The following is a 20043-nucleotide window of genomic DNA, read 5'->3' as shown; positions in this document are numbered from 1 at the left end:
TAATATATTTTAATTAATTATTTTCACACCGCTCTCATATTTTCTAATATTTGGAATACCTTGTTATAATAGCATAGTTTTGAATAAAATGAAATCTAATGATTGTAGTATCTAATATAAATAAGTAGTTTGATTTGTAATAAACACTAACACTTCACACTTTATTTTAATATTTAAAATCCATTCTGCTAATATGTAGTTAAAGTTTTTATTCATACATATATATCTATTATTTTTCACTTATTTATTGATTTTTGCAAAAGTTTTCCTTAAACTAAACTTGTATACTAATTATATTGGAGGATTAATATGGAGAATTTTACTTTATCATTTAATGTAGTTTCACCTTTGTTTATTGTGATGGCATTAGGTTATTATTTAAAATATATTAAAATGCTTGATAAACAAACCTTAGACGTTATGAACAAAGTCTGTTTCAAGGCATTTTTACCAACTATGCTATTCTATAATATTTATAAAAGTGATGTAAAAAGTGCATTCAATCCAAGACTAATAATGTTCTCGGTTAGTTGTGTTTTAATCTTATTTTTTATTTTACTAATTATAATCCCTAAAATTGAAAAAGATAATAAGAAACGTGGTGTAATGATACAAGGTATCTTTAGAAGTAACTTTGTAATCTTTGGTATGCCCGTAGCTTCATCTATATATGGTGATGGTAGTATTGGAACGACTGCTCTACTAATATCTATAATCGTACCTCTATTTAATCTTTTAGCAGTAATTTCATTAGAAGTATTTAGAGATGGTAATATAGACTTCAAGAAAATAATACATGGTATAATAACAAACCCATTAATAGTAGCATCAATAATTGGTGTATCATTCATCTTACTAAACATAAAGCTACCAACATTTATAGAAAAATCAGTAAGCGATATATCAAAATTAGCAACACCACTTTCATTAATACTATTAGGTGGATCATTCTCATTTTCAGATATAAAAGAATACTTAAAAAATATAATATTTGTAGTATCAAATAAGCTAGTCATAGTTCCACTAATATTTATTCCATTAGCAATATCACTAGGATTTAGAGAGATAGAACTATTAACTATACTAATAATGTTTGCTTCACCAACAGCAGTATCAACATTCCAAATGGCAAAACAGATGGATGCAGATCACATACTAGCCCAACAAGCAATAGTATTCTCATGCTTATTCTGTATTCCAACAGTATTTCTATGGATACTAAGCCTAAAACAACTAGCCTTAATTTAAATCCCCCTCTACCCACAACAAAAAGAGTTATTGAATGTGTATAGTAATCCTTGGTGCGAAGGGTGAATATATAAATTTCTCTGACATTTGCAGCACTTCTTGCTGCATGGAAGGAAATTTATATATCACCCATGCTCCAATCATTTCAGCATGTTCAATAACTCTCTTTTAAAAATTAAATTTAATTTTTAAAGATGTAAATAATTTTAAATAATGGCCATTTATTTATTATTTATTTACCATAACTAATGCTAATGCATTTAAGAAGAATAATACTGCTGCTATCTTAGTAACTCTACCAAGAAAAGCTTCTTTCCCTTTTGGCTTAAAGTAGCTTTGGCTACCTTCTCCACCAAATTGTGAAGGAACTGCACTTTTACTATCTTGAGGCATTATAGCAAGTATTAATACTATACCAAGTACAACTTGTATTCCCATTAAAATGTTACTTAACATATGGTATCCTCCTATTTAATTATAAAAATTATACATTCTTTAGTCTATCATAATAGATTGCTTAATACAAGCATACCTCTCAAAACATCTTATACTAAGCATATTTTATTTCTTCACATAAATTTCATCTTTTCTTCATCTACTATTCTTTCCAATTTCATGTAAAGTTCATACAACATAACTAAAATACTATTGTTAAAGTAATTATATTAAAAAGGAGAATTTTTTTATGAACTTTTTTAAAAGAGCAATCTTAAGTACAAAAAGTAGATGGTCAAAAACACTACTTTTATTCACAGTAATAACAACAATATGTGTATTAGTACTAAGCGGAATATCAATTCAAACTGCAAGTAAAAATGCAGGAATCCTAGCAAGACAACAACTAGGAGCTACAGTAACATTAAAAGTTGATACAGAGAAAATGAGAGAAAATATGATGAAGTCTAAAGACTCTGCTTCATCATCTGGGGAGCCTGGTGGCGAAAGAATGAAACCTACTATGACGCCACTACCTACTGAGTACATAGATCAACTTAAAGATTCAGAATACGTTGAAAGTTACTTAGCTCAATCTAGTACAAGCTTATTAGCTAATGACTTCACTGCTGTAGGAAGTGAAACTGAAGAAAGTGATTCGGAAGAAAGCAACTCTTCAACTGAGTCATCTAACAAAAATATGCCTCAAATGGATCAAGGTAAAATAGGCAGAAATATGGGAGATGTAACTTTAACAGGTGTTTCTAATTTAGAACAAACTTCTTCTTTTAGAGATGGTAATATATCTATAGTTGAAGGTGATTCAATAACTGAAGAAACTGCATCTAACTCAGTAATTATAGAAGAAGCATTAGCATCAGAAAATGACCTTAGTGTAGGTGACACTATAAATGTATCTTCTACATCTGACGAAGAAACTACATATGACTTAAAAATAATTGGTATCTATGCTTCTAGTGAAGATTTTACAGAACAAGCTATGAGGGACACAGCATCTAGTCCATACAACAATATCTATACTAGCCTAGAAACAATATCTGAAATAAAAGGGTCTGATTATGAAAATGCTGTTGATAGTGCAGTATTCTACTTAAACGATCCAGTAAATGTTGATGCTTTTATAGCTGAAAGTGAAAAAACTAATATAGATTTTGATACTTTTAAATTAGATGCTAATGACTCAGCTTACGAGCAAATGTTAGGACCTATAGAAAATATCAGTTCTTTCTCAAAAATAGCAGTATTCGTTATAGCTATAGCTGGTGGGTTAATTTTAACTTTAATAATAATGTTATCTATTAGAGATAGAAACCAAGAAATAGGTATTTTACTTTCACTTGGTGAGAAGAAATCTAAGATAATAGCTCAATTTGCAGTAGAAATCCTACTAGTTTTAGTTTTATCTCTAGGTGTATCATCAGTAATAGGTAATTCAACTAGTAATTTAATTGCTAACCAGCTTTTAACATCAGAAATATCTTCTTCTGAAAATAGTGATGAAGCAAATGCCCCTGAAATGCCTGGTGGTGATAGAGGTCAAAACAAAGGATTTGGAGGAATGTTCTCTCCTACAAGATCTAATGTAGAAGTTATAGACGAACTTGATGTTTCAGTTTCAGGACAAGACTTCTTAAAAATGTCCGGATTAGGAGTTGCTATATCATTAGTTGCAACTTGTGTACCTGCAGTTACAGTAATGAGACTTAATCCTAAAAATATATTAAGTAAACATAGTTAGGAGGAATATATATGAGTACAATACTAGAATTTAAAGATGTAAGTTATTCTTACAATAACAACGCTACTATATTAGATAAGGTTAATGCAACTTTTGAACAAGGAAAGTTTTATACAATAATAGGACCTTCTGGTTCTGGAAAAACTACCCTGTTATCATTAGCTGCAGGACTTGATAAATCTTCTTCAGGTTCAATTTTATTTGATAACAAAAACATAAATAATATAGGTCTTTCTAACTATAGAAATAAATGTATATCTATAATATTCCAAAGCTATAACTTATTAACATATATGAGTGCTTTAGATAACATAATCTGCGCTATGGAAATTAAGGGCACAAAATGTTCTAATAAAAAAGAAAAAGCTATAGAAATATTAAAACAAGTTGGGCTAACTGAAGAACAAGGAAAACAAAAAGTATTAACTCTAAGTGGTGGTCAACAGCAAAGGGTTGCTATTGCTAGAGCTTTAGCTACTGAATCAAACTTAATACTTGCAGATGAAGCTACTGGAAACTTAGATGAAAATACTTCAAATGAAATAATATCTATATTTGAAAATCTAGTAAAAAAACATAATAAAACAGTTATCTTAGTAACTCATAATAATGATATTGCAAAAAGATCTGATGTCACTTATATTGTAAAAAATAAAAAGCTACTTCAAACTGAATTTTGCTAATAAGTTTAATTAAAATAATAAAAAATCACTAGCTATAGCAATTTGCTATGATGCTAGTGATTTTTTATGTTCTTTAAATAAATTTAATTATTATCTAAAAAATCTAGTGCATACTGTACATATACTGATGTTCCAATTTCTAGTGAATCCTCATCAATATTGAACTTACCATGATGATGAGGGTATGCTGCTCCCTTTTCTGGATTTCCAGCTCCTACAAAGGCTAGGACTCCTGGTACTCTATTCATGTACTCAGCCATATCTTCTCCACCAGTCATCTTATCTAGTAATGATAAACCTTCTTCTCCTAATAACTTAATTACAGATTTTTCTGCGATTTTAGAACATTCCTTATTATTTATTGAAATTGGTGTTCCATATCTATATTCAAGTTTTGCCTCAGCTCTATAAGCTTCTGCTGTACTTTTAGCTACTCTTTCTATCATCTTAGGTATTTCTTCTCTCAATTCTGGATTGAAGTATCTTGCAGTACCATCTAATACTGCTTCACTTGCTATTACATTAAATCTAGTTCCAGAATGTAGTGCACCTACGCTTACTACTACTGAATCTAGAGGGCTTGTTTCTCTACTTACTATAGATTGTAAATTCATTATTATTGCTGCACTTGCAACAACTGCATCAACACCTTGATGTGGAAGAGAACCATGACCACCTTTACCTTTTACGTGTATCTTAAATATATCTGCTGCTGCCATTCTTGGGCCTTCTTCAACAGATACCTTTCCACATTCTAAGCCACTCCATAGATGTATTCCAAATACGCCATCTACACCTTCTAGAACTCCATTATCTACCATAGCTTTTGCACCTTTTGCTACTTCTTCTGCTGGTTGGAAGAATAATTTTACTGTTCCATTTATTTGGTCTTTTATATCATTTAATACTTGAGCTGCACCTAAAAGCATTGCTGTATGCCCATCATGACCACATGCATGCATCATACCGTCTACTTTAGATTTATACTCTACATCATTTTCTTCAAATACTGATAAAGCATCCATATCTGCTCTTAATGCTACTGTTTTTCCAGTATTATTTCCTTTTATAGTAGCAACTACACCAGTTTCAGCTACTGCTACATATGGTATTCCCATTTTATCAAGTTCTTCTTTTATTCTTTTTGAAGTTCTATATTCTTCTAAACTTCTTTCTGGATGTTGATGAAAATCTCTTCTTAGTTCAATCACATAATCTTTATTTGATCTGCATCTTTCTTTTATATTCATTTTATTTTCCCCCCTACTAATATAATTTTTATATAAGATTAATGAATAATCCTGCTATTATTACTGACGCAATAGTTACAGTTGTAAATCCTCCAACTAGCATTTGAGGAAGCATTTGATCCATTAAGAACTCTTTTTCTTCTGGAGTCTCTGCTAAAGCTTTAGATACATCTTCTGTTATGATGTAGTTTGGTGGAAATCCATAAAGTGCTGTTAATGCTACTGCAAATGACATTTCTTTGCTAATTCCTAATAGCTTACCTGCTATTATAGAGAATATTCCCATTCCTACAACACCAAATACTATAATTCCTATTAGTGGCATTGCCATTTCTGCAAGAGTATCTGGAGTTGCTTTTGCTAGACCTGCCATTACAAATGCCATTAAAGAAGTAATTAATATTCCAAATGAACCTGATTTTACTAAAGGTTTTCTATCAATAAGTCCCATTTCTGAAGCAATAGCTCCTAATACTAGTGCTATAACATACTTAGATATAGTACCCCCAGTTAAACCTTCTAGTTTAACTGCTACTAATGCGACTATAGCTACTCTTAGTAGTACCATATAAGTAGTATCATACTTTTCTGGTAGTTTAGGTATTATTCTTAATTTACTTTCTTCTTTTATAGTTTCTTCAACTTCGCTTTTTGCAGAAGATTTAATCTTACCACTTCTAAAATCAGATAAAAGTTTATTCCCTTCTTTTCTAAGTAATATAGATGTTAAAGGATATCCTGCAAATCCTTGTGCAACGTAAACTAATATAGCAAGAACTGCCAAATCGTTTAATCCTTTTGCTGTTGCTGCATCCGCCATCATTATTGATGCAACTAATCCTCCTGTAAGTGGTGGAGTTGCAATTATTGCTGTCTCCCAATCAAATACTACTGTTCCTAATGCTACTGCACCAACACATATTCCTACAATTCCTGCAAGTGAAATTATTATAGTTCTCCATTGTGATGCTAATTCTTTTAAACTCATTAAAGTTCCCATGTGTGTTATTAATAATAAAATTGCTAGTTGTGCTAAAGGATTACCTATTCCAGATAAATCTACTATATCTGCCGGAAATATTGTCCAAAAGCCTATTACGAATATTATTGCTGAAACGAATACCGATGGTACAAATGCCTTTGTCATAGCCGATATTACATCCCCCAATGTTAGTGCTAATAGCACTAAACATAATGCCATCATCATATCCATACTTTAAAATCCTCCCCTTATTAAATTTTATAATTAAATTTTTATAAATAAAAATATTTATAATTAAGTTTAGAAATTATAGGTAGCCCCCTTTCTAATTATTTCATTATAGTCTACTCAATTCATTTTTTCAATATTCTATATATATTTAATTTTCAAAAAACTTTTTATATATTTAATTTCTAAACATACCTATTTAATAATTCTTCCTTTGCTTTTATATGTTTATCATCTATTTTTATACTAAAATCGAAGATAAATATATAAAAATAGCAACTACCTTATATATTCATCATATAAAATAGTTGCTATTTTTATTTCATATTTAATTAAGTTAAAATTATTAATTTGAGTATAGTTTTGCTTCTAACTCGCATGATATAGCTAAATTGTAGATATATGCGTTATTAACTTCATTTATTAACTTAGATTCTTGCTCTTCAGTCAAGTTCATATTATTTATTTTTGCACCATAGTTCATAACATAAGATCTTATATCTTTTATTCCATCACAATTATAGTAGTTTAATCCTTCTTTAGGAACACCATAGTTTACACTTAATAATGCTATAAATGTTCTTCCTCCAAATAAATCTGCTATAAATCTAGTATATGCATATGCTACTATAAGCTCTGGTGAAGAATTATCTATTTCATTTATTCTTTCTATGAAAGATAAAGTTGAAGGTAATAGTTCCATAGTATTCAACTTATCACCTAATAAAAATTCTAAATCTTTTTGAATTAATTCATATTTGTATAATTCTTTAGTTACAAAATCCTTTACTATCTCATTTGAACTATTCTTATCTATAGTATCCTCTATTGCTTTATACATAGCAGATAAGTTGAACAAATACTCTGCATAACTTTCTTTAGATGCATTTCCGTCTACTATTCTCTTTATAAATCCACTGTGCTCTGCCGCACTGTGAAGAGTTCCTGTATTTTTTCTTATTTTTGTTAATAAATCCATAATGAGATCCTCCATATTGATATTAATTATCATTTTCTATTGTATTTATACCACCTATCTTCTTCTTTAAACATATTTTTCACAAAATATTCCAATGGCATATTTATATTTTTACTTGCTTCTAACTATCAATAATTTGAATCTCTCTACTTAAATCCAACTCTACCTTACTTCTAAAATTAATAATTTTTATAACTAATATAAATTCCAGTATTATATCTATAAACTGCACTTTATATAAAACTCATAATATATTTCATTATTAAATTTGTTATATTTTAAACAATCTAGTTTTTAATACACCTATGTTGATTCATAGTTCATCTATATTAAAAAAATTTTCAGATGATATTATTAATTTGCATCCTCAATTATTTCATTTTTATTAGCTTTCTTATTCTTTAATGTTGTGAATATCGATTCAAAATAAAACCTTTCATCTATAAAACTATTTATACAAGAAACAACCTTTCCTGTTATAAATGCACAGACTACAGTACCTACTCCTATTCCCACTATTTTTCTTAAGAAAATTAAAGATACTACTATTGTAAATGCAAGACAAGATAAGTCAAATACTGTCTTTGAACGTTTGTAAGGTATATTAAAATGTGCTGGAAAATCTCTAGTAAAAGTGTCTGTCGGTAAAACAGGTGTTTTACAATTTAACAATAACGACATTCCCAATGATATAACGCCAAAACTAACTATAAAGTATATCGTATTTAGTAATATTCCATTTGGAAGTATTTCTATAATATTTACATTAAAGAAATCTATTAAATATCCAAATACTATTGCAAGTAAAAAGGAAATAATATATCCTATTTTAAATTGTCTAGTTAGTACAACCAACATTACTATAAGAAAACACTGAAATATATAGTTCCAAGTACCATATGTGAGTTTATCAAATGCCAAACTTAGAACATATGGTACAGACGTTATTGATGATATACCAAAGTGACTCTTTATCATCAGAGTGCTTGCAAAGCTGTTAAAAATTAGTCCCAAAACTAAGGCTAACTCTCCGGTAAAACGTTTTTTTTGTTTCATGAAAATCTTCCCCCTTATTTTGTGTTAAATTATAATTTTAAGTACATTAATATGGCGAACTCAAATTTAATTAAGTTCACCATATTAATATACTTTCAATCACTGCCTAAGTAATATCACTCTATTATTCCCATCCCCTTGGTGAATTGATTTTTATGCACATTGATGAATATAGATAAATATTAATATGTATAATGTCAATATTATATACAAACTTTTTAATAAATTTGACTTATTGTTCTGATAATTTAAACACGCTACTTATTACTATTCGACTTCAATTTCAATATTCCTCTAATCTTTTACATATTTTTTGTTACATTTTTTCATCGCCATTTAATAATATTTCGTAAAGTATATTACTTTTCCTTTTTATTTTAAAATTTAATCTAATATATTTTTTAACTTAATATGATTTAAATAAAAAAATAAGCCGATAATATAAAATATTATTGGCTTATTTCTTTATTTATTAGATTCTTATTTATTTTTTAAGTTATAGAATGAGTTCATTCCACAGTATCTAGCATTATCTCCAACCATTTCTTCTATTCTTAATAATTGGTTGTACTTAGCTACTCTATCAGTTCTTGATGGAGCACCAGTTTTTATTTGTCCAGCATTTACAGCTACAGCTAAATCAGCTATAGTAGTATCTTCTGTTTCTCCTGATCTGTGAGATATAACTGCAGTGTATCCAGCTCTCTTAGCCATTTCTATAGCATCTAAAGTTTCAGTTATTGTACCTATTTGGTTAACTTTTATTAATATAGAGTTTGCTACACCTGCTTCTATTCCTCTTTCTAATCTTTCAGTATTAGTAACAAATAAGTCGTCTCCAACTAATTGTATCTTTTTACCTAATCTTTCAGTTAATACTTTCCATCCATCCCAGTCTTCTTCATCAAGACCATCTTCTATAGTTACTATTGGGAAGTTGTTAGCCCAATCTTCATATAAATCAACCATTTCAGCTGCAGTTAATTCTTTTCCTTCTCCAGCTAAAACATATTTTTTAGTTTCTTTGTTGTACATTTCTGTAGCAGCAACGTCAAGACCTAATCTTACGTCATCTCCTGGCTTGTATCCAGCTTTTTCTATAGCTTCAACTATTAATTCTAAAGCTTCTCTGTTTGATCCTAAGTTTGGAGCGAATCCACCTTCGTCACCTACACCACAAGCTAATCCTTTTTCTCCAAGAACTTTCTTTAATGAGTGGAATACTTCTGCTCCCATTCTTAAACCTTCTTTGAAAGATTTAGCCCCTACTGGTAATATCATGAATTCTTGAACGTCAACGTTGTTATCTGCATGCTCTCCACCGTTTAATATGTTCATCATTGGTACTGGTAATTGCTTAGCATTTACTCCACCTATGTATTGGAATAATGGTAATCCTAATTCTTCAGCAGCAGCTCTTGCTACAGCCATAGATACTCCAAGTATTGCGTTAGCTCCTAAGTTTCCTTTGTTTGGAGTTCCATCTAACTCTATCATTATTGCATCTATTTCAGGTTGGTCAAAACAGTCCATTCCTTCAAGTTCTGGTGCTATTATTTCATTTACGTTAGCAACAGCTTTTTCTACACCTTTACCTAAGTATCTTCCCTTATCACCATCTCTTAATTCTACTGCTTCGAAAGCTCCTGTAGATGCCCCTGATGGTACTATAGCTCTTCCTATAGTTCCGCTTTCTAATATAACCTCAACTTCAACAGTTGGGTTTCCTCTTGAGTCTAGTACTTCTCTAGCGTATACTGCTTCTATAACTGACATTGAATTTACCTCCAAAATTTATATGTAATAGATAGTAGATATAACTCAATCTACTATCTATTGTTTGCATACATTATTATTTATATAATTAAAACTTTATCTATATTTAAAACTATATAGTTTCTACTTTTATTAAGTTAGTTGTTCCACTTGTTGCAACTGGTACTCCAGCAGTTATAACTACTAAATCACCTTCAGCTAAATAGTTCTTTTCTTTTCCAGCATTTATAGCATTATCTATAACTTCATCTGTATTTTTTCCATTTGAAGATATTGTAGGAAGAACTCCCCAAGTTAATGATAATTGTCTCATTACTCTTTCGTTATCTGTTGTAGCAACTATTGGGCATTGTGGTCTAAACTTAGATACCATTCTTGCTGTGTGACCTGAAGAAGTTGCACTTAATATAGCTTTTGCATTTAAATCTATAGCAGTTGTGCAAGTTGCATAACTTATAGCATCTGTTACATTTGCTGCTGAAAGAGCTTTATCTCTTAAGTTTTCATTGTAGTTTATAGTTTCTTCAGTTCTCTTAGCTATTGTAGCCATTGTTTTAACTGCTTCAACTGGATATTTACCTGCAGCTGTTTCTCCAGATAACATTATTGCATCTGTTCCATCATATATTGCATTTGCAACGTCAGTTACTTCTGCTCTTGTTGGTCTTGGATTTCTCATCATAGAGTCTAACATTTGAGTAGCTGTTATAACTGGTTTTCCTGCTTCATTACATTTCTTTATCATTAACTTTTGAACAACTGGTATTTCTTCTGTTGGTATTTCAACTCCAAGGTCTCCTCTTGCAACCATTATACCATCAGATACAGCTATTATTTCATCTAAGTTGTCTACACCTTCTTGGTTTTCTATCTTAGATATTATTTTTATGTCAGTAGCATTATTTTCTTCTAATATTTCTCTGATAGCTAATACGTCAGATACTTTTCTTACGAAAGAAGCTGCTATAAAATCTATACCTTGTTCTATACCAAATTCTATATCACTTCTATCCTTTTCAGTTATAGCTGGTAAATTTACCTTTACACCTGGTACGTTAACACCTTTGTGATTTTTAACTATTCCTGAGTTTTCAACGATACAAACTATATCGTCTCCATTTACTTCCTTAACTTTAAGACCAACTAAACCATCATCTATAAGTATAGTGTTTCCTGGCTCAACGTCTTTAGCTAAACCTTTATAGCTTACAGTACACATTTCTTTATTACCCATAACATCTTTCATTGTTATAGTAAATGTTTGCCCTTCTTCTAAAAGAACTTCTGGAGCGTCAAATTGACCAGTTCTTATTTCTGGACCTTTAGTATCTAAAAGGATTGCTGTAGGTTGTCCTAATTCTTCTCTTACTTTTTTTACTAAATCTATTCTTCCTTTGTGTTCTTCGTGAGAACCATGTGAGAAGTTCATTCTACATACATTTAATCCACTTTTTATAAGTTCTCTAAGAGTTTCTTCTTTTTCACTTGCTGGTCCTAATGTACAAACAATTTTAGTTCTTTTTGTGCTATTGATCATAATTGACTCTCCTATATTCCTGAAATAAATACTACCCTTATAATATTTACTTCATTTTTATAATTTATATATATATTTATATTCCATTTATTATTATACAATTTTTTACATATATTTTGAAGTTCTATATAGTTAAATTTTAGATAATTTTAAATCTTCTATCTTTTTAATTATATTTCTAATTATTAGTATTTATAATATACTTTTTTCTTACTAAATTACATGAATCTTATAAGATAATAAGGATTAAAAATAGCGAATTATTAAAATTCGCTATTTTTAATCTATATATTATTAAGCTTTTACTAAGTCTTGGTGTCTAACAACTTCAGCATTAGCTAATTTTTCATAGTATTTAACTAAGCTTGAATGGTCTTTTTGTCCTAGTCCATCTACTTTTAAAGCTTGCATCATTTCCATAACTGAAGAAGTTAATGGTAATGGAGCTCCAACTTCATGAGCTGTTTCTAATACATTTCCTAAGTCTTTTATATGTAAATCTATTCTGAATCCTGGTTCGAAGTTTCTATCCATAACCATATTAGATTTAGCATCTAAAACTGTACTTCCAGCAAGTCCTCCTCTTATAGCTTGGTAAACTAATTCAGGATCAACACCAGCTTTAGTAGCTAATATATAAGCTTCAGACATAGCAGCTATGTTTAATGCAACTATAGTTTGGTTAGCTAATTTCGTTATGTTACCAGCTCCTATTTCACCTGTATAAACAACAGATCCTGCCATAGCATCCATTACATTGTAGCAAGCATCGAATACTTCTTTTTCTCCACCAACCATTACAGATATTGTTCCATCTATAGCTTTTGGTTCTCCACCACTTACTGGTGCATCTATCATTCTTATTCCTTTTTTAGCTAATTCTCCATGTATTTCTCTACTTACTAATGGAGCTATTGAACTCATATCTATTACTACTAAACCTTCTTTAGCTCCTTCTATTACACCATTTTCTCCTAAAACAACCTCTTTAACATGTGGAGAGTTTGGAAGCATAGTTATAACAGCGTCAACTTGCTCTGCAACTTCTTTTGGAGTAGATGCAGCTTTAGCACCTAAAGATACTAATTCATCTACTACTTCTTGCTTTCTATCTAATACAACAAGTTCAAAACCAGCTTTCATAAGGTTTTTACTCATTGGTCTCCCCATTATTCCTAATCCTATAAATCCTATTCTTTTCATATTCATTTACTCCTTCTATCTATTTTTTATTCTTAATTTCTTTCAATCATTAAGCTTCTAAAAGAGCCTCTCTTTTTATATAACCTAAATCAGCTAATATTTGTGCCATTTCATCTAATACAGCTTTAGATGCTGTAGTATTTGGTTTTATACTATTTCCGACTTCAAGACCTATTAAATTACAAGCATCTTTAGTCCCTGCTGGGAATGATACTTTATCAAAAGTATTTCTAAAAGGTGTTAATTTAAATTGAGCCTCACAAGCACCTTCTATATCACCAGCCATATATTTGTCATATATTTCAACAACTAATTCTGGAACTATATTTGCAGTTGATGCGATTGCTCCTACTGCTCCATATGCTAGTGAACCTAATATCATAGTATCTTTTCCTGCCATAACTTTGAAATCTTTGTCTCTTGTAGTTCTTATGAACTCAGCAGTTAAAGTCATATTTCCACTAGTATCTTTTATACCTACTATGTTAGGTACATCTGCAAGCCTTTTTACTAAATTAACACTTAATCCGTATCCAACCTTACCAGGATTGTTGTATAAAAGTACTGGTAATTCTGGAGCCGTTTCAGCTATTGCAACTATGTGCGCATATAACTCATCTTCAGTTGGTGATATGAACATTGGAGGAAGGATAGATAAGCCATCCGCTCCTTCTTCTATAGCCATCTTTGCTGTTTCTACACACTCTCTTGTAGTTATTCCAGCTATACCCATATATACAGGCACTCTCTTAGCTGCAGTTTTTACCATACAAGATAATGCTTTTCTTTGTTCCTTATAGTCTATTGCAAAGAATTCTCCATTACTTCCAAAAGCAAGTATTCCATGTACTCCGCCATCTATAACGTAGTTTACCATTCTCATCATAGCTTCTTCATTTATACAATTATTTTCATCAACAGGAGTAACTATTGGAACAATTATCCCCTTTATTGCACTAGTATCCATTTTTATCCCCCTAAAATTAAGCAAGTACTGCTTGTTCTTCTCTTATTAAACAAGGTTTTTTGTTATCAAATTTCCAATCTTTTATTAAGTATTGCATTCCTATACTATCATCTCTTGCTCCTAGGCAATGTTCATTATATAGTGCATTTGCTTCCATTATTTTTTCCATATCTAACTCTATGCCTAAACCAGCTTTTTTAGGAACGGCTATTTTTCCACCTTTTATTTCATAAGGCTCTTTAGTTAATCTATCTATTCCTTCTTGCCATATCCAGTGAGTATCTATTGCAGTTATTTCTCCTGGAACTGCTGCTGCAACATGAGTAAACATTGCAAGTGATATATCAAAGTGGTTATTTGAGTGAGATCCCCAAGTTAATCCCCATTCATTACACATTTGACCTACTCTTACAGAACCTTGCATAGTCCAGAAATGTGGGTCAGCAAGTGGTATATCTACTGATTGAACTTGCACTGAATGTTGCATTTGTCTCCAGTCAGTTGCTATCATATTTGTAGCAGTTTTTAAACCTGTAGCTCTTCTAAATTGAGCCATTATTTCTCTTCCTGAGTAACCATCTTCAGCTCCACATGGATCTTCTGCATAAGCTAGTACATCTTGTTTTCCTTTACAAACTCTTATAGCATCTTTTAATGACCAACACCCATTTGGATCTATTGTTACTCTAGCATCTGGGAATCTATTTTTTATAGCTGTTATAGCTTCTATTTCTTGATCTGGCGTTAAAACCCCACCTTTTAATTTGAAATCTTTAAATCCATATTTTTCATGAGAAGCTTCTGCTAACTTAACTACTGCTTCAGGAGTTAAAGCTTCTTCAGTTCTAACTCTGTACCATTCACAGTTTTCATCTTTTCCATCTAAGTATGGTAAATCAGTTTTATTTCTATCTCCTATGAAGAATAAATATCCTAAAGCTTCAACTTCTTCTCTTTGTTGACCTTCACCTAATAATGCAGCTACTGGTACATCTAAGTGTTGTCCTAGTAAGTCAAGTAAAGCAGCTTCTAATGCTGTTACTGCATGAACTGTTATTCTTAAATCGAATGTTTGAAGTCCTCTTCCAGCTGCATCTCTATCATTGAATTTATGACGAACTGTATTTAATATGTTATTGTAATTACCTATACTTTGTCCTACTACTAATTCCTTAGCATCTTCTAAAGTTTTACGTATTCCTTCTCCACCAGGAACTTCCCCAGCACCTTTATTTCCATTACTATCTTCTAATATAACTATATTTCTTGTAAAAAATGGTGAATGTGCTCCACTTAAATTAAGTAACATGCTATCATGTCCTGCTACTGGTATTACTTGCATTTTAGTTATTACTGGTGTTTTACTCATCATAAATTTTCCCCCTAAAGTTATATTTATTTTATCAAATTAATGTTATTTATCTATTTTAAATTTAAATTAACTTACTTTTTTAAATCAAGTTACAGGTGCTGGATTAAACACTGCTAATGCATTATATATTTTATGTTGATCTGCATAAGTTTTTTGTTTATCACTTGCAACGTCTAGTATTAAATTGAATATTTCCCAACCCACTTCTTCGATTGTTTTTTGACCTGTTGCAATTCTTCCTGCATCTACATCTATTAAATCAAACCACTTTTCTTTAAGTGTTGAGTTTGTTGATACCTTTATTACCGGAGATACATTTAAGTTGTATGTAGTACCTCTTCCAGTTGTAAATACTTGCATCGTTATTCCTGATGCTAATTGTTGAGTACCACATACGAAGTCACTTGCTGGAGTAGCTGCATATGTCATACCATGTTTTCTAATTCTTTCACCAGGAGATAATACATCTACTATTCTAGTACTACCTGATTTTGCTACTGAACCTAAGGCCTTATCAACTACATTTGATAATCCACCTTTTTTGTTCCCTGGAGATGGGTTAGCATCTCTATCAACATCAGCTTGCTCTAAATAGTTATCGTACCATTTCATTTCAGATACAAGTTTTGAAAGGACTTCTTCATTAACAGTTCTTGGTGCTAATAAATGAACCGCATCCCTTATTTCAGTAACTTCAGAGAATATTACCTTAGCTCCTGCTCTTACTAATAAGTCCGCTGCATATCCTACTGCCGGATTTGCTGTTACCCCAGAGAAAGCATCACTTCCTCCACATTGAAGCCCAACTACTAAATCAGATACTGGACATTCTACCCTAGTTCTTTCATTTAGTTTTTTCAGCTTAGCCTCAGCTTTAGTCATTATTTCTTCAACCATAGCATTAAATCCATGGCAATCTTGTAGTATAACAAGGTTTTCCTTTTCTAACTCAGGAAATAACATATCTGGTACTAACTTCTCACAACCTAATGATACAGTTAATATTTCCCCTCCAAAGTTAGCGTTTTTAGCAAGATTTTTTATAGTTCTTATTGGAACTTCTGCACCCCTACCCTTTATAGCTACTCCACATCCATAAAGATGGTTTAAAGCTATTATGTCATCTACATTTTCATATTTTGGTAATACTTCTCTTTTTAATCTATCTACAGCAACATTTAGAACACCTTCCGAACATTGCACCGTAGTCGTTATCCCTAATATATTTTTTGTTCCTACACTTCCATCTGAGTTCTTATACCCCATGAAAGTATATCCTTCAAGCGGCTCTAAGTCATTTTCTATACATTCACTTTTAAGTTCATCTAAAGAATATGCTCTAGGTAAGATTACCTTATCTTCTCTTAACCAACTTCCTTTTTGTATATCTTCTGTTGCATATCCGATTACTTCACCGTATCTAATTATTGGCTCTTCTTTTTTTATATTTTCAAGAGTTACTTTATTAGCTTCTGGTATATCTTGAAGTAATTCTAATCCATCTTGAAAAACAGTCCCTTTACTTAATCCCCCTTGATTAACGATTATGGCAACGTTATCCTTAGGATTAACTTTTATGTATAGAGGTTGTTTTTCATTAGCTATTTTATTCTCCATATCATCCCTCTTTTTCATATATACTAAATATACTTAGCTGATTACTTATTACTTAGTTATCTTTCTATATTTTTATTATAAAACTTCCATATATTGTAATCATCGTTTCTTTGACCAAACTTTAACATTCTTTTTTGTTCACTTGCACAATCTCAATTATAAAGTATATATGATGTATATAATTCTAATAAATCTAAAAAATTCTTAGGATTTTTACCTGTTAATGAATATATTTTTTCTAACCTATAATTAAGTGTATTCCTGTGAATATTAAGGTTTTTAGAGATTGTATTTATCTCCCCACTATTCTCTATATAAGATAATATTGTATCTATTAAATCTAATTTATTACCTTCATTTTTTAAGATTTCCATGTGTCTTTTTAAGATCTCATTTCCTTTACAAGTTGTTAAAGTTGACAAAAAATATAGTTCTTCATATTTTAAAACTTTTTCATTTTTATTCAAAGTTTTACCTACTTTTATAGCTAAGTCTCCTTGTTTAACAGCAGTTGATATAAGATTTTCTTTTAAACTAACTCCTATATCTAATTCTTCTTGAGATAAAATATCTATGATTATATTTTGTTTTGATTGCGTATTAACAAGTACAACCAATGTATTTTCAAAATACTCTATTATAAATTCTTGTTGTTCTAAGAACATCCATAGTTTATCTTTTATTTTTAAGTAATAGTTGAAATCTTTATTTTTTATGCTTATGACTAGAGCAATTCTTGGTATGTCCAATTCTATTCCTAACTCACTAGATTCTCTTTTTATTTCGTCACTATACTCCCCATCTAATTGAGTTAATTCATAAAAGAATTTATCTCTATGCATCTCAAATGCCTTTTTCTTAGAAAATGTGAAATGTTCATTTACAAGTAATTCAGCTGTTATTCTTACTAGTTCACCGAATTGTCTTATATCTTCTGGATTACCTGTAACTCCTATTACTCCTATCATTTCGTTTGAAAATATTATAGGTAAATTTATACCAGCTTTCTCTTTATCAGTGTTTTTGTGTATTTCTACACTTTTCTTCTCATCTAAAACCAATAAAGCCCCACTATGTATCTTGTTTAATCTACTTCTATCTCCACTTGCAATTATTACACCTTCTTGGTTCATAATATTTACATTATATGGTATAACTTTCATAACTCTATTAACTATATCTTGAGCTATTTTACTATCTATACTATGCATTATATGTCCCCCTATTTTTTATCCATAGTAAATAAACTTATTTTTTTGTAGATTTGTACAATTGTTTTATTTAATATTGATTTTACTATAATATTTTCCAATAGTACATAGATTTTATCATTTTTTTAACAATCTTTTTTATAATAATAAATTTAGCATAGTACATCTAGGCCATATAAGTAAATATTTTTAAATATTTAATAATCTTGCAACATTTTCTACTGTATTCTCTATATTTTCCTTTCCTGAATTTAAAGCTTTTTCTAATGTCATTACGCCTGGCATTATAGATAAGATTGAATTAAATCCTAATTCATATAATTCTTCTACTCCACTTCCAACATTTCCAGCTACTGCGATTACTGGTATATCATATTTTTTAGCCACTTGCGCTACACCATATGGTGTTTTTCCAAATTTTGTTTGTCTATCTATACTTCCTTCTCCAGTTATTATGTATGAAGCTCCTTGGACTTTTTCATCTAAGTTAGAGTACTTTATAACAATATCTATACCTGGTTTAAGGTGACCATTGCAAAATGCTAATAATGCAAATCCTAATCCTCCAGCAGCTCCTGCACCTTTTTCATTTGCCATATCTTTTCCTAATTGTTCTTTAATAATTTGTGCATAATGACCAAGATTATTATCTAGAATTTTTATTAATTCTTCTGTCGCACCTTTTTGAGGCCCAAATATTGCTGATGCTCCTTCAGCTCCTGTAAGAGGATTACTTACATCGCATGCTACTTCTATATCTATCTCATTTATTCTTTTATCAAAATTACTTACATCTATTTTATACAGTTTATCTAATGATCCTCCTCCAAATGGTAAATCATTACCTTCTTCGTCTAATAATCTTCCACCTAAGGCTTGTATCATTCCAGCACCACCATCATTAGTAGCGCTCCCACCTATCCCTATTATTATCTTTTTCACATTTTTATCTAGTGCATATTTTATAACTTCTCCAGTTCCAAATGTAGTTGTAATTAAAGGATTTCTTTTTTCCTTCTCTACATAATGAATTCCACTAGCTTCTGCCATCTCTATTACTGCAGTTTCATTATCTCCTAAAATTCCATATCTAGCATTTACGGTTTCTCCTAAGGGTCCTGTTACTTTTACTTCATAAATCTTACCTTCAGTTCCATCTACTAAAGATTGAACTGTTCCTTCTCCACCATCTGCCATAGGAACTTTTATACATTCCGCATCAGGGAATACTTTTTTTATACCAATCTCCATAGCATCTGCTACTTCTTTTGCTGTCAAACTCTCCTTAAACGAGTCTGGTGCTAATACAAATTTCATACCATCCCCCCAAAAAATCTTTTTATTTTATATATACTATTTTAAAGTATTTTAATATCGTTTTCATCGGCAGTTTACTAATATAATACAAATTTTATTGTGCTTATGCACAAGAAACTAAAATATATAGTAAAACTTTTTCAATGCAGTTGTTATAAACAAAAATAGCTATATTTTTCATGAAAAATATAGCTATTTTTTAATTTATTTAATATAATGATGAGTTAATTAATTTTATCTAACAAATCATTATATAATTTAATTTTATCCATAACTTCTTTCTTGTCTTGTCTAAATTCAAATCCTCTTGCCATTTGTAATATTTCATCATTTAATAAGTTTTTTATTATACTTTTTTCTTGCATTGACAAATTATTATTAAGTTCACTCACTTTACAGACCTCCTTATATGATAACTTACAA

The 20043-nt window shown here is 30.3% G+C and carries 16 protein-coding genes and 1 pseudogene; 3 read left to right on the top strand and 14 right to left on the bottom strand.

Going from position 1 to position 20043, the window contains the following annotated elements; all coding sequences use genetic code 11:
- The first annotated feature begins 309 nt into the window (after nucleotides 1-309).
- The gene (locus HF520_RS00155) at nucleotides 310-1248 is read left to right on the top strand and encodes an AEC family transporter (RefSeq protein WP_168572111.1); all 939 of its coding nucleotides are present in this window, start codon (nucleotides 310-312) and stop codon (nucleotides 1246-1248) included.
- A 228-nt stretch (nucleotides 1249-1476) separates the two neighbouring features.
- Here the strand turns inward: HF520_RS00155 and secG are convergent, their stop codons facing one another.
- Nucleotides 1477-1704 carry a preprotein translocase subunit SecG gene (gene secG, locus HF520_RS00150; protein ID WP_243155162.1) on the bottom strand — a complete coding sequence of 76 codons (228 nt, stop codon included), beginning with the start codon at nucleotides 1702-1704 and terminating at the stop codon, nucleotides 1477-1479.
- Nucleotides 1705-1933: 229 nt separating this feature from the next.
- Here secG and HF520_RS00145 point away from each other — a divergent pair, with 229 nt between their 5' ends.
- Together HF520_RS00145 and HF520_RS00140 are read left to right on the top strand one after the other, a co-directional pair.
- The gene (locus HF520_RS00145) at nucleotides 1934-3442 is read left to right on the top strand and encodes an ABC transporter permease (RefSeq protein WP_168572110.1); all 1509 of its coding nucleotides are present in this window, start codon (nucleotides 1934-1936) and stop codon (nucleotides 3440-3442) included.
- A gap of 11 nt (nucleotides 3443-3453) precedes the next feature.
- Nucleotides 3454-4125, top strand: a complete 672-nt coding sequence (locus tag HF520_RS00140; protein ID WP_168572109.1) for an ABC transporter ATP-binding protein — start codon at nucleotides 3454-3456, stop codon at nucleotides 4123-4125.
- A gap of 83 nt (nucleotides 4126-4208) precedes the next feature.
- Here HF520_RS00140 and HF520_RS00135 read toward each other — a convergent pair whose 3' ends face one another.
- The 13 genes and pseudogenes from HF520_RS00135 to HF520_RS00075 all read right to left on the bottom strand — a co-directional run bounded on the left by HF520_RS00135 (nucleotide 4209) and on the right by HF520_RS00075 (nucleotide 20012).
- The gene (locus HF520_RS00135; RefSeq protein ID WP_168572108.1) at nucleotides 4209-5375 is read right to left on the bottom strand and encodes a M20 family metallopeptidase; all 1167 of its coding nucleotides are present in this window, start codon (nucleotides 5373-5375) and stop codon (nucleotides 4209-4211) included.
- Between the two features lie 28 nt (nucleotides 5376-5403).
- On the bottom strand, nucleotides 5404-6588 hold the full coding sequence (locus HF520_RS00130) for a hypothetical protein (protein WP_168572107.1): 1185 nt from the start codon (nucleotides 6586-6588) through the stop codon (nucleotides 5404-5406).
- A gap of 343 nt (nucleotides 6589-6931) precedes the next feature.
- Nucleotides 6932-7564: a biliverdin-producing heme oxygenase gene (locus tag HF520_RS00125; RefSeq protein WP_168572106.1), complete on the bottom strand. Its 633-nt coding sequence runs from the start codon at nucleotides 7562-7564 to the stop codon at nucleotides 6932-6934.
- A 354-nt stretch (nucleotides 7565-7918) separates the two neighbouring features.
- Nucleotides 7919-8620, bottom strand: coding sequence for a DUF6198 family protein (locus HF520_RS00120; protein ID WP_168572105.1), 702 nt, complete (start codon nucleotides 8618-8620; stop codon nucleotides 7919-7921).
- Between the two features lie 480 nt (nucleotides 8621-9100).
- Nucleotides 9101-10396, bottom strand: a complete 1296-nt coding sequence (gene eno, locus HF520_RS00115) for a phosphopyruvate hydratase (protein WP_168572104.1) — start codon at nucleotides 10394-10396, stop codon at nucleotides 9101-9103.
- 115 nt (nucleotides 10397-10511) lie between these two features.
- Nucleotides 10512-11933, bottom strand: a pseudogene (gene pyk / locus HF520_RS00110) (pyruvate kinase); the annotation flags it as partial.
- Nucleotides 11934-12227: 294 nt separating this feature from the next.
- Complete coding sequence (gene garR, locus HF520_RS00105) at nucleotides 12228-13136, bottom strand: 2-hydroxy-3-oxopropionate reductase (RefSeq protein ID WP_330586282.1); 909 nt, start codon at nucleotides 13134-13136, stop codon at nucleotides 12228-12230.
- Between the two features lie 49 nt (nucleotides 13137-13185).
- The gene (locus HF520_RS00100) at nucleotides 13186-14103 is read right to left on the bottom strand and encodes a dihydrodipicolinate synthase family protein (RefSeq protein WP_168572101.1); all 918 of its coding nucleotides are present in this window, start codon (nucleotides 14101-14103) and stop codon (nucleotides 13186-13188) included.
- 16 nt (nucleotides 14104-14119) lie between these two features.
- Nucleotides 14120-15475 (bottom strand): glucarate dehydratase, encoded by a 1356-nt coding sequence (gene gudD / locus HF520_RS00095; RefSeq protein WP_168572100.1) that lies wholly within the window; start codon nucleotides 15473-15475, stop codon nucleotides 14120-14122.
- Between the two features lie 84 nt (nucleotides 15476-15559).
- Nucleotides 15560-17092, bottom strand: coding sequence for a galactarate dehydratase (garD, locus tag HF520_RS00090; protein ID WP_168572099.1), 1533 nt, complete (start codon nucleotides 17090-17092; stop codon nucleotides 15560-15562).
- A gap of 152 nt (nucleotides 17093-17244) precedes the next feature.
- Nucleotides 17245-18303, bottom strand: a complete 1059-nt coding sequence (locus tag HF520_RS00085) for a CdaR family transcriptional regulator (protein ID WP_168572098.1) — start codon at nucleotides 18301-18303, stop codon at nucleotides 17245-17247.
- 189 nt (nucleotides 18304-18492) lie between these two features.
- A complete protein-coding gene (locus tag HF520_RS00080) occupies nucleotides 18493-19620 on the bottom strand; it encodes a glycerate kinase (protein ID WP_168572097.1) in 1128 nt (375 codons plus the stop codon).
- Nucleotides 19621-19844: 224 nt separating this feature from the next.
- Nucleotides 19845-20012: a hypothetical protein gene (locus tag HF520_RS00075; RefSeq protein WP_168572096.1), complete on the bottom strand. Its 168-nt coding sequence runs from the start codon at nucleotides 20010-20012 to the stop codon at nucleotides 19845-19847.
- Nucleotides 20013-20043 lie beyond the last annotated feature (31 nt).

It is taken from the genome of Romboutsia sp. CE17 (assembly GCF_012317385.1).
GTDB lineage: Bacteria > Bacillota > Clostridia > Peptostreptococcales > Peptostreptococcaceae > Romboutsia_E.
The sequence above is the reverse complement of the archived record's forward strand: the minus strand, read 5'-3'. Positions and strand labels throughout refer to the sequence as shown.